Annotated in this window: 10 protein-coding genes; 6 read left to right on the top strand and 4 right to left on the bottom strand. The window is 71.4% G+C overall.

Translation table 11 applies throughout. The annotated features are described in order from the left end of the window. Positions 1-873, top strand: coding sequence for a cell wall hydrolase (locus BLW43_RS24225; protein WP_245730901.1), 873 nt, complete (start codon positions 1-3; stop codon positions 871-873). Between the two features lie 9 nt (positions 874-882). On the opposite strand, the gene ribD is transcribed toward BLW43_RS24225, so the two are convergent. The 4 genes from ribD to glyA form a co-directional block, all read right to left on the bottom strand. Then, the gene (ribD, locus tag BLW43_RS02875) at positions 883-2031 is read right to left on the bottom strand and encodes a bifunctional diaminohydroxyphosphoribosylaminopyrimidine deaminase/5-amino-6-(5-phosphoribosylamino)uracil reductase RibD (RefSeq protein WP_342741586.1); all 1149 of its coding nucleotides are present in this window, start codon (positions 2029-2031) and stop codon (positions 883-885) included. Positions 2032-2048: 17 nt separating this feature from the next. Next, entirely contained in the window at positions 2049-2519 is a 471-nt protein-coding gene (nrdR, locus tag BLW43_RS02870) for a transcriptional regulator NrdR (RefSeq protein WP_093248244.1), read from the bottom strand. A gap of 106 nt (positions 2520-2625) precedes the next feature. Next, the gene (locus BLW43_RS02865) at positions 2626-3030 is read right to left on the bottom strand and encodes an acyl-CoA thioesterase (RefSeq protein WP_175478729.1); all 405 of its coding nucleotides are present in this window, start codon (positions 3028-3030) and stop codon (positions 2626-2628) included. Positions 3031-3448: 418 nt separating this feature from the next. Further along, a complete protein-coding gene (gene glyA / locus BLW43_RS02855; protein ID WP_093248238.1) occupies positions 3449-4744 on the bottom strand; it encodes a serine hydroxymethyltransferase in 1296 nt (431 codons plus the stop codon). Positions 4745-5081: 337 nt separating this feature from the next. On the opposite strand from glyA, the gene BLW43_RS02850 reads away from it, so the two are divergent. The 5 genes from BLW43_RS02850 (at position 5082) to BLW43_RS02830 (ending at position 10977) form a co-directional block, all read left to right on the top strand. Further along, complete coding sequence (locus tag BLW43_RS02850; RefSeq protein ID WP_245730900.1) at positions 5082-5846, top strand: NAD kinase; 765 nt, start codon at positions 5082-5084, stop codon at positions 5844-5846. A gap of 150 nt (positions 5847-5996) precedes the next feature. Next, positions 5997-7136: an AI-2E family transporter gene (locus tag BLW43_RS02845; protein WP_093248234.1), complete on the top strand. Its 1140-nt coding sequence runs from the start codon at positions 5997-5999 to the stop codon at positions 7134-7136. Continuing rightward, complete coding sequence (locus BLW43_RS02840) at positions 7133-7807, top strand: P-loop NTPase family protein (protein ID WP_093248232.1); 675 nt, start codon at positions 7133-7135, stop codon at positions 7805-7807. Before BLW43_RS02845 ends, BLW43_RS02840 begins: the two co-directional genes overlap by 4 nt. Positions 7808-7886: 79 nt before the next feature. After that, complete coding sequence (locus tag BLW43_RS02835; protein ID WP_093248230.1) at positions 7887-10067, top strand: RNA degradosome polyphosphate kinase; 2181 nt, start codon at positions 7887-7889, stop codon at positions 10065-10067. Positions 10068-10212: 145 nt separating this feature from the next. Next, positions 10213-10977, top strand: coding sequence for a fumarylacetoacetate hydrolase family protein (locus BLW43_RS02830; RefSeq protein WP_093248228.1), 765 nt, complete (start codon positions 10213-10215; stop codon positions 10975-10977). The last annotated feature ends 38 nt before the right edge of the window (positions 10978-11015 follow it).

Here is an 11015-nt window from a genome sequence, read left to right as displayed (position 1 = left end):
ATGCCGATCAAGAGGGCACACATCGCGGCGCGCATCGTCTGCGCCGGCACCTTGGTTCTTTTCGCCGGCGCCGCGAGCGCGACCGGCGAGGTGGACGCGGAACTCACCGAAGAAGCCGCGGCGGCCGCCGCGCTTTCCCACGACGCGCTGTCCCCGGATGCGCTATCCGAGGCGGCGGACCACATCCGGAACGTGCTGTCCGTGGAGCGGGTGGCGCTCGAACAGCTCGACGCGGCAGCGTCGCGTCTTGAAGGTGCGGCGCCGCTCAGCGCGCCCGACCCGGCGCCGGCCCTGGCGGCGCTCTCGACGGACGCGCTGAATCTCGCCGCCTTCAACGACGCCGACGCCCGCGCCCGAACGCTGGCGCGCGACGCGGCGGACGACGCGATGGCGGAGCTGCTGCTCGGCGACGTGGCGGGCGCGATCGACCTCGACAACGTCAAGCGCGTGGACGCTGGCGCAGGCGGCGAGGAATGGCGCTGCCTCTCCCAGGCGATCTACTTCGAAGCTAGGGGCCAGACGCTCGAAGGTCAGGTCGCGGTGGCCGAGGTCGTGCTGAACAGGGTCGACAGCCCTTCCTACCCCGACACGATCTGCCGCGTGGTGCGGCAGGGCGAAAAGCGCCTGCACAGCTGCCAGTTCTCGTTCATGTGCGACGGCCGGCCCGAGATCGTGCGCGAGCCGGCGGCCTGGCGGCTGGCCGGCAAGATCGCGAATCTCATGCTATCCGGCCGTCCGAGGGTCGTCGTCGGGGCCGCCACGCACTTCCACACGACTGCCGTGAAGCCCGATTGGGCCCGGCGGCTGGTCAGGATCAAGCGCGTCGACGATCACATCTTCTATCGGTATCCGACGCGGGTCGCCTCGAACTGAGCGGACGTCTCAAGCCGGGGACCACCGCAGACCCGGCAGCGGCCGCGTCCAGACCGACAGCGTGTCCCCGCCCAGCCGTTCATGGCTGGAAAGCGTGAAGGTCGGAGCGTTCGCAAGTCGTTCGACGCAGAGCCGACCTACCGCGGGGGCGGCGTCTGCGCCCAGCACGGCCCCGGCCGCGAACCACGCGATCTCGTCCACGAGGTCGTCGCGCAGCAGAGCGGCCGCGATGCGCCCCCCGCCTTCGCACAGAACGCGGGTCACGCCGCGGGCGCCGAGCCGGGCGAGCGCGTCGGAGAGCAGCAGCTCGCCGTTGCGATCCCCGGTCGGCAGCATCTCGACGCCGAGCGCGCGCAGGGCGTCGCGACGCTCACGCGCCGCGCCTTCGCGGTGCATCAGCAGAAGCGGGCGCTCGCCGGCGCTGCGCACCAGGCGCGACATGAGCGACAGGCTCAGGCCGCCGTCGGCGACGATCCTGAGCGGCCTGCGACCCTCCAGCCCGGGCAGGCGCACGTCGAGCATCGGGTCGTCGGTGCGCGCCGTGCCGGCGCCGACGAGCACCGCGTCGCTCCGTGCGCGCATCAGATGGGTGCGCGCGCGCGCCGCGGGCCCGGTGATCCACCGGCTCTCGCCCGAGGCCGTGGCGATGCGGCCGTCGAGCGCGGCGGCGAGCTTGAGCGTGACATGCGGCCTGCCGAGCGCGAGACGGGTGAAGAAGCCGACATTGAGGGCGAGCGCCTCGTCGGCGAGCACGCCGGTCGTCACCTCCAGACCCGCCGCGCGCAGCGCTGCGAAGCCGCGTCCGCGCACGCGAGGGTCGGGATCCTCCACCGTGGAGACGACGCGCGACACCCCGGCGGCCGCCAGCGCGTCCGCGCAGGGCGGCGTGCGCCCATGGTGGGCGCAGGGTTCCAGCGTCACCCAAGCGGTCGCGCCGCGCAGCGCCTCTGCGCCCCAGGCGGCGCGCGCCTGCGCGAGCGCGACCTGCTCGGCATGGGGCCTGCCGCCGGGCTGCGTGACGCCGCGCCCCATCACGCGCCCGTCCTTCGCGATCACGCAGCCGACCGTGGGATTGGGCGCCGTGAGGCCCAGCCCGCGCTGCGCCAGACTGAGCGCGGCGCGCATGCGCTGCGCATCCTCATCGGCCCCTGCGGTCATCTCGGCCCCGCTCGCGCTCAGACCGGGTCCGAAGAGGCGGCCGGGCGCAGCTCAGCCACGAACTCCTCGAAATCGCCCGCCTCCTGAAAGTTCTTGTAGACGCTGGCGAAGCGGACATAGGCGACGGTGTCGATCCGCGCGAGCGTCTCCATCACGATGGAGCCGATCCTGTCGGAGGGCACGTCGGTGTCGCCGAGGCTCTCCAGCCGCCGGACGATGCCCGAGATCATCTGCTCGATGCGGTCGGGCTCGATGGGTCGCTTCTGGAGCGCGATGCGGATGGAGCGGGCGAGCTTGTCGCGATCGAAATCCTCACGCCGCCCCGATTTCTTGACGACGATCAGATCGCGGAGCTGCACCCTTTCGTAAGTCGTGAAGCGCCCCCCGCAGGCCGGGCAGAACCGCCGCCGACGGATGGCGACATGGTCCTCGGCGGGGCGCGAGTCCTTCACCTGCGTATCGGCGTTTCCGCAGAACGGGCAGCGCATCCGGTCCCCTCCACCCCGTCAGACCTCCATCACCATAGGCGCAGGACGAGGGCTTGGGTAGAGGCCGGGAAAGAGCCCGAGATGTGGATTGGCGGCTTCGCGAGGCTCACATCGCGCCCGGGTCGACGATGGGCCGCGGCCGCCCCTCGTCATCGATCGCGACGAAGGTGAAGACGCCGCGCGTCACCAGCGCCGAGACGTCCTCGCCGCGCGGGCGGCGATGGGCCTCGATGGCCATGCGGATCGAGGTGCGGCCGATCCTCACGACGTCGGCATAGACCGTGACCTCGTCGCCGACCTTGACCGGCTCGTGGAAGCTCATGGCGTCCACCGCCACGGTCGCCACGCGCCCCCGCGCCACGCGGGCCGCGACGGCGCCGGCGGCCATGTCCATCTGGCTCATGAGCCAGCCGCCGAAGATGTCGCCGTTGGCGTTGGTGTCCGCCGGCATCGCGATGGCGCGGATCGCGAGCTGGCGGGCGTCGGCGGAGACGGGAACGGGGTCTGACATGCTCTCTCTGGCGCGGGACATCTGCGGCGCGGCCTGGTCCGGTCGTCGCCCTTCAGCGCCAGTATCATCCGAAGCGCCCGCGACGTCTCGCCATTTCTGGCGGGGTCGCGACGCGGTCGGAGCCGGATCGACAGGAGCGCCTCGCGCCTGCGGGGTTTCGGCCCCTAGCAGGGCTCGGCGCCTGAACGCGACGTCGCCGCGAGGGCGCAATGACGCCGTCGGAGCCCGGTGATCCCGTTTCCGCCTCGCTCCGCCCGTCGCCCACGCAGGCGTGCGGGACGGCGGCGGTGATCCCGCCCAGCGACGCCGCGAAGGTCGCTCCGCGGCCGCCGGATGCGCCGTGCGCGGCCGTCATGTCGACCGCGAAGGCGGTGAGCGCGGCTCTCGACGCCCTCGCCGCCCCGGCTTCGCAGCCCGCTCAGAGCCCGGGGTAGAGCGGGAAGCGGTCGCAGAGCACCTTGACCTTGGCCTTCACGGTCTCCTCGACAGCGCCGTTGCCGTCTTCGCCGTTCGCCTTCAGCCCGTCGATCACCTCGACGATGAGCTGGCCGATCTCGCGGAACTCCGCCTCGCCGAAGCCGCGGGTGGTGCCCGCCGGCGAGCCGAGGCGGATGCCGGAGGTGACCATCGGCTTCTCGGGGTCGAACGGCACGCCGTTCTTGTTGCAGGTGATGTGGGCGCGGCCCAGCGCCTGCTCGGCGGCCTTGCCGGTCACGCCCTTCGGGCGCAGGTCGACGAGGATGAGGTGGGTGTCGGTGCCGCCGGTGACGAGCGCGAGGCCGCCCTTGACGATCTCCTCTCCCATCGCCTGGCAGTTCGTGATCACCTGCTGGGCGTAGGCCCGGAACTCGGGCGTCAGCGCCTCGCCGAAGGCCACCGCCTTGGCGGCGATCACATGCATCAGCGGGCCGCCCTGCAGGCCGGGGAACACCGCGGAGTTGATCTTCTTGATCAGCGCCTCGTCGTTGGTGAGGATCATGCCGCCGCGCGGGCCGCGCAGGGTCTTGTGCGTGGTGGTGGTGGCGACATCGGCGTAGTCGAGCGGGTTCGGATAGAGGCCGGCGGCGACAAGGCCGGCGAAGTGCGCCATGTCCACGAACAGCATGGCCCCGACCTTGTCGGCGATGTCGCGGAAGCGCTTGAAGTCGATCTGGCGCGGGATCGCCGAGCCGCCGGCCATGATGACCTTGGGCTGGCACTCCACCGCCATCGCCTCGACCGCGTCGTAGTCGATGATGTTGGTGTCGCGCGACACGCCGTACTGCACCGCGTTGAACCACTTGCCCGACTGGTTGGGCGCGGCGCCGTGGGTCAGGTGGCCGCCGGAGGCGAGATCCTGCCCCATGAAGGTGTCGCCCGGCTTGATCGTGGCGAGAAACACCGCCTGGTTCGCCTGCGCGCCCGAATGGGGCTGCACGTTGGCGAACTTGCAGTTGAAGAGCTGGCAGGCGCGCTCGATGGCGAGGCTCTCGGCGACGTCGACATGCTGGCAGCCGCCATAGTAGCGCCTGCCCGGATAGCCCTCGGCGTACTTGTTGGTGAGCACGGAGCCCTGCGCCTGCAGCACGGCGCGGCTGACGATGTTCTCCGACGCGATCAGCTCGATCTCGTCGCGCTGGCGCGCGAGCTCGTTTGTCAGCGACTGGAAGAGCGCGGCGTCGCGCTGTTCGACGCCGTCGGTGAAGAAGCCGCTATCCCGGATTGAGGCGTCCATGTCGTTCTCTCCCGCAAGTTTCGCTCAGCGCAAGGCTGGCTTTCGATTTGTTTCGTATAGGAAACGCTCCACCCGTGGAAGGCGAAAGCGCGCAGCGACACATCATCACGCCCGGCGTTCTCGCGCGCCACCCTTGCGGCGCGGAAGACACCCAACTTCGGGTGAGCCCGCCATCACCCGCAGGGGCGTCTCGCCATTCCTCGGCCGAAGGCGCGCCCCTGCCCGACGCTCGTCTCGACAGCGCGATGGACGCGCGCGCGCGCGCCGGCCAGAGTGCGCCGCAAGGTCGGCCGCGCGACGTCCCGCAGGAGCCGGCCGCGAGGGGGAGAGCGGGCGGGTGGCGGTCCAGCGCATACATTTCACGGCCAGCGACGCGCCCGACGCGCAGCAGAGCCTGCAGTCTCTGGTGAAGCTCTACGGCCAGAGCCCGGCCCCTGAGGCCGACCTGATCGTGGCGCTCGGCGGCGACGGCTTCATGCTGCACACGCTCCACGACACGCTGCACCTGAGCGCGCCGGTCTATGGCATGAATCGCGGCACGGTCGGCTTCCTGATGAACGACTATTCGGAGGCGGACCTGCCCGCCCGGCTCGCGGCGGCGGAGCGTTACGTCATCCACCCGCTCAAGATGCGGGCCACCACGGTGCACGGCCTGACGACCGAGGCGCTGGCGATCAACGAGGTCTCGCTGCTGCGCTCGACCTACCAGGCGTCGCGCCTGCGCATCCTCGTGGACGGACGGGAGCGGATGCCGATGCTGATCTGCGACGGCGTGATCGTCGCGACGCCGGCGGGCTCGACCGCCTACAACCTCTCCGCCCATGGGCCGATCCTGCCGCTGGAGGCGGACATGATGGCGCTGACGCCGGTGGCGGCTTTCCGGCCGCGGCGCTGGCGCGGGGCGATCCTGCCGCGCACGGCGCAGGTGACGATCGAGGTTCTCGACAGCCTCAAGCGCCCGGTTCTCGCCGTGGCCGACAGCACCGAGGTCCGCCAGGTGGCGCGGGTGGAGGTGGCGTTCCACAACGCGGTCGAGATGGAGCTGCTCTTCGATCAGGGCCATGGCCTGAGCGAGCGCCTGCTGCGCGAGCAGTTCTCCTGATCGGGGCGGCGAGGTCCACGTCGGACACGGCGCTCCCCGCAGCCGGGCGCGGCGCGGTCGAGGCGGCGTCGCGGCAGCCTCGCGCGCGGCCCGCTTGACCGCGCCGCCTGTCGCCCGCATGTGCGATGGGCTGGCGACTGGAGGAACGGCATGGGTCTGGGCGAACAGGCGCGATGGTGGGGACTGGCGCTTCTGGCGCTGGCGCTCTTCCTGTGGCTCTTCTCCGGCGCGGTGACGCCGTTCCTGGCCGGCATGGCGATCGCCTATTTCCTCGATCCCGTCGCGGACCGGCTGGAGAGGCGCGGCTTTTCGCGGCTGGCGGCGACCGCCGCCGTGATGGGCCTCGTGGTGCTGGCGGCGATCATGGCGATTCTCGTTCTCGTGCCGGTGCTGATCGACCAGTTCGCGCGCGTCGTGCGGGCGACGCCGGACTATCTAGTGGCCATCCAGCAGTTCCTCGAAGGCGGCATGGAGCGCTACGCGCCGGCCGCCGTCACCGAGGGCGGGCTGCTGGCGACGGCGTTCGACAACCTCGAGACGCAGGTGAAGAACGCCAGCGGCAAGATCGTCGAATCGATCTATTCGGGCGGCGTCGCGGTGATCGACTTCCTCGGGCTGGTGATCATCACGCCGGTGGTGGCGTTCTACATGCTGCTCGACTGGGACAGGATGATCGACGAGATCGACCACTGGCTGCCCCGCCGCCACGCCCCCATGATCCGCCGCATCGCCGGCGACATCGACGGCGTTCTGGCCGGCTTCGTGCGCGGGCAGCTCACCGTCTGCATCATCCTCGGCGGCTTCTACGCCGTGGCGCTGCTGGCGCTCGGGCTGAACTTCGGGATTCTCGTGGGGTTGTTCGCCGGGCTGATCAGCTTCATCCCCTTCGTCGGCTCGCTGGTGGGGGGCGCTCTCTCCATCGGCATCGCGCTCTTTCAGTTCTGGGGCGAACCCTGGTGGATCGTCGCGGTCGCGGCGGTGTTCCTGGTCGGGCAGGCGGTCGAGGGCAACTACCTCACGCCGAGGCTGGTGGGCGGCAGCGTCGGCCTGCATCCGGTCTGGCTGATGTTCGCGCTGTCGGCGTTCGGGGCGGCGATGGGCTTCGTCGGCCTGCTGATCGCGGTGCCGACGGCGGCGGCGATCGGCGTGCTGGCGCGCTTCGCGCTGGAGCAGTACCGTCAGGGCCGGCTCTACCAGGGCGGCGAGGCGCTGCTGCCCGACGACCCCGACCACGAGCGCGACCATGAGCGCGACCATGAGCGCGACCGTGGGAGGCGGCCCGCCGAATGACCGAGGCCGCCGGCCAGCTTCCCCTGTCGCTGCCGGCGGCGTCGCGGCACGCCATGGGGCGCGAGGACTTCATCGCCAGTCCAGCCAACGCCGAGGCGCTGGCGCTGGTGGAGCGCTGGCGCGACTGGCCGCGGCCGCGGCTTGCGATCTGCGGGCCGGCGGGCGCGGGCAAGACCCATCTCGCCCATGTCTTCGCCGCCTCGTCCGGCGCGGAGATCGTGGCGGCGGCGAGGCTGGCGGAAGCTGACGCGCCCCGCCTCGTGGCGCGCGGCGCGCTGGCGGTCGAGGACGCCGACCGGCTGCCGCAGGCGGCGGAGCCCGCGCTCTTTCATCTGGTCAATCTGGCCGAGGCCCATGGCGCGCCGCTGCTGCTGACCGGCCGCGAGCCGCCGGCGCGCTGGCCGACGCGGCTGGCCGACCTCGTGTCGCGCCTCTCGGCGACCACGGCGGCGCGGCTGCATCCGCCGGACGACGCGCTGCTCGAGGCCGTGCTGGCCAAGGGCTTCGACGACCGGCGGCTGCTGGTGGAGCCGGGCCTGCCGGCGTTTCTCGCGGCGCGGATCGAGCGCAGCTTCGCCGCCGCCGCGGAGATCGTGGCGCGGCTCGACGCGGCGTCGCTGGCCGCGCGACGGCCCATCACCCGCCGTCTCGCGGCCGAACTGATCGGCTGAGCGGCGAGACGTCCCGTCGCGCCCGCGCCGCCCTTCGACGATAGTGCGATCCTGCGACACAGCCTGCGGAGACCGACCCATGCGCGCCGACTTTCTCAACACCACGGTCGACCCCGCCGCCGCGGCCGAGCCCGACTTCGACCTCGCGGCGCCGGCGCGCTTCTTCAACCGCGAGGTCTCGTGGCTGGCCTTCAACTGGCGCGTGATGGAGGAGGCCGAGAACGTCAGCCATCCCCTGCTGGAGCGGGTGCGGTTCCTCTCCATTTCCGGCAACAACCTCGACGAGTTCTACGCCGTGCGCGTCGCCGGGCTGCGGGCGCAGGTGCGCGCGGGCGTGGAGAAGCCCTCCGACGACGGCCTGACCCCCGCCCAGCAGCTCGCCGAGATCGACGCCGGCGCGCGCGCGCTGATGCAGGCGCAGCAGCGCGTCTGGGCGGCGCTGCGAGAGGAGCTCGCCGCGCGCGGAATGCATGTCGCCGAACCCGACACGCTGACCGACGCCGAGCGCGGCTTCGTCGAGCAGTACTTCGTCGATCAGGTGTTCCCGGTGGTCACGCCGCTGGCCATCGACCCCGCCCACCCCTTCCCCTTCATCGCCAATGGCGGCTTCGCGCTGGCGCTCTCGCTGGAGCGCGCCGGCGACGGCGGGGAGCTCGACGCGCTGCTGCCGATCCCGCCCCAGGTCGAGCGCTTCGTCCGCCTGCCCGACCGCGGCGACGCCATCCGCTTCCTGCGGCTGGAGGACCTGCTCGGACTGTTCCTCGACCGGCTTTTCCCGGGCTACCGCGTGACCGGCCGGGCGGTGTTCCGCGTGCTGCGCGACAGCGACATGATGGTGGAGGAGGAGAGCGAGGATCTCGTGCGCGAGTTCGAGACCGCGCTCAAGCGCCGCCGCAAGGGCGACGCCATCCGCCTGACCATCACCGCCGACGCGCCGGCGCAGCTCAAGGCCAAGATCGCCCGCGAGATGGGCGTGGGCCGCGACGAGGTGATCGAGCTGGAGGGCCTGATCGGCGTCAAGGCGCTGGATGAGATCGTCATTTCAGACCGGCCCGAGATGCGCTGGGCCCCCTATGCGCCCCGCCTGCCGGAGCGGGTGAAGGACCATGAGGGCGACATCTTCGCGGCGATCCGCCAGAAGGACATGCTGCTGCACCACCCTTACGAGTCCTTCGACATCGTGGTGCAGTTCCTCCAGCAGGCCGCGCACGACCCCGACGTGGTGGCGATCAAGCAGACGCTCTACCGCACCTCGCGCAACTCCCCCATCGTCGCGGCGCTGTGCGAGGCGGCCGAGGACGGCAAGTCGGTCACGGCGCTGGTTGAGCTGAAGGCCCGCTTCGACGAGGCCGCCAACATCCGCCAGGCGCGCCAGCTCGAACGCGCCGGCGCGCAGGTCGTCTACGGCTTCATCGACCTGAAGACGCACGCGAAAATCTCGGTCGTGGTGCGGCGCGAGGCCGGCAGGCTTGTGACCTACAGCCATTTCGGGACCGGCAACTACCATCCGATCACGGCCAACATCTACACCGACCTGTCGCTCTTCACCTGCGACGCCACGCTGGGGCGAGACGCCGCCAAGCTGTTCAACTACGTCACCGGCTACGCCGAGCCGACCGGGCTGGAGGCGCTCGCCGCCGCGCCGCTGACGCTCAAGAAGACGCTGATCGAGGGGCTGGAGCGCGAGGCCGGCCACGCGCGGGCGGGGCGCCCGGCGCAGGTCTGGGCCAAGATGAACTCCGTCACCGAGCCGGAGGTGATCGACGCGCTCTATGCCGCCAGCCAGGCCGGCGTGCGCATCGACATGGTGGTGCGCGGCATCTGCGGCGTGCGGCCCGGCGTGAAGGGGCTGAGCGAGAACATCCGCGTCAAGTCGCTGATCGGGCGGTTCCTGGAGCACTCGCGCATCGTATGCTTCGGCGACGGGCAGGGCCTGCCGGGACGGGCCGCGAAGGTCTACATCTCCTCGGCGGACTGGATGGACCGCAACCTCAACCGCCGCGTCGAGACGCTGGTGCCGATCTTCAACCCGACCGTCCACGCCCAGATCATCGAGCAGGTGATGGCGGCGAACCTGCGCGACGAGGCGCAGAGCTGGGTGCTGGCCGGGGACGGCAGTTTCACCCGCGCGCAGCCGCCCGAGGGGGATAAGGCGTTCAACGCGCACGCCTTCTTCATGGAGCATCCCAGCCTCTCGGGCCGCGGCCGCGCCGGCGCGCAGGACGCGCCGCGCCTGACCGAAGCGCGCGCGGCGCAATAGCGCCGGGCGCCCAGCCGCCAGAAGCCGGCGCGGCAGGGCGGGTTGCCAACGGGCGCGCGGGGCGGGACAGTCTGCGTTCAGGCCTCCCCCCGCCAGCCGCGCGCCCCCGCAATCGCACGCCGGCGCCCAACGCCAGGAACACGTCATGCAGTTCGCTCGCATTCGCACGGAAGACGGCCGCATTCTGACCGGGGTTCTGGGCGACGGCGCGCTCTCGCCGCGCGCAAGGCTGGGCTCGACGGAGGCTGCGGGGCCGGACGAGCCGCTGGCGGGCGCGACGCTGCTGCCGCCCTGCGAGCCGGGCAAGTTCATCGGGCTGTGGAACAATTTCGCCGCCGCGGCCGAGAAGAACGGGCTGAGCCGGCCCGATCATCCGCTTTGGTTTCTGAAACCCGCCACGTCGCTGGCGGGGCCGGGGGCGACTGTGGTCATCCCGGAGGGCGTCGGGCGCGTGCTCTTCGAGGGCGAGCTCGGGGTGGTGATCGGCGCGCCCTGCCGGGACGCGACCGAGGCGGAGGCCGCGGCGGCGATCCTCGGCTACACCTGCGTCAACGACTTCACGGCGCTGGAGATACTCACCGCCGAGCCGAGCTTCCCGCAATGGACCCGGGCCAAGGGCTATGACGGGTTCGGCGTGATCGGCCCGGTCGTCGCGACCGGGCTCGACTGGCGGGAGCTGACGGTGAAGGTGATGGTGGGCGGACGCGAACGGCAGAGCTACGCCGCGTCGGACATGTTCATGGGCCCCGCCGAGATCGTCTCGCGACTGTCGCGCGACGTCACGCTCATGCCCGGCGACGTGATCGCCTGCGGCACCTCGCTGGGCGCGCGGCCCGTCAAGGCCGGCGACGCGGTGACGGTGGTCATCGACGGAATCGGCGACCTGCCGGTGACGATGGCGGCAGCTTGAGAAGCATAGGCTGGGAAGCGTAGCCTGAAAAGCGTGAC

The organism is Rubrimonas cliftonensis (assembly GCF_900107585.1).
In the GTDB taxonomy this organism is placed as follows: Bacteria; Pseudomonadota; Alphaproteobacteria; order Rhodobacterales; family Rhodobacteraceae; genus Rubrimonas; species Rubrimonas cliftonensis.
This window is presented reverse-complemented; position numbering and strand designations above follow the sequence as displayed.

Coding starts and splice junctions, on each gene's coding strand:
- BLW43_RS24225 (WP_245730901.1), top strand. CDS start 1: ATGCCGATCAAGAGGGCACACATCGCGGCGCGCATCGTCTGCGCCGGC.
- ribD (WP_342741586.1), bottom strand. CDS start 2,031: ATGACCGCAGGGGCCGATGAGGATGCGCAGCGCATGCGCGCCGCGCTC.
- nrdR (WP_093248244.1), bottom strand. CDS start 2,519: ATGCGCTGCCCGTTCTGCGGAAACGCCGATACGCAGGTGAAGGACTCG.
- BLW43_RS02865 (WP_175478729.1), bottom strand. CDS start 3,030: ATGTCAGACCCCGTTCCCGTCTCCGCCGACGCCCGCCAGCTCGCGATC.
- glyA (WP_093248238.1), bottom strand. CDS start 4,744: ATGGACGCCTCAATCCGGGATAGCGGCTTCTTCACCGACGGCGTCGAA.
- BLW43_RS02845 (WP_093248234.1), top strand. CDS start 5,997: ATGGGTCTGGGCGAACAGGCGCGATGGTGGGGACTGGCGCTTCTGGCG.
- BLW43_RS02840 (WP_093248232.1), top strand. CDS start 7,133: ATGACCGAGGCCGCCGGCCAGCTTCCCCTGTCGCTGCCGGCGGCGTCG.
- BLW43_RS02835 (WP_093248230.1), top strand. CDS start 7,887: ATGCGCGCCGACTTTCTCAACACCACGGTCGACCCCGCCGCCGCGGCC.
- BLW43_RS02830 (WP_093248228.1), top strand. CDS start 10,213: ATGCAGTTCGCTCGCATTCGCACGGAAGACGGCCGCATTCTGACCGGG.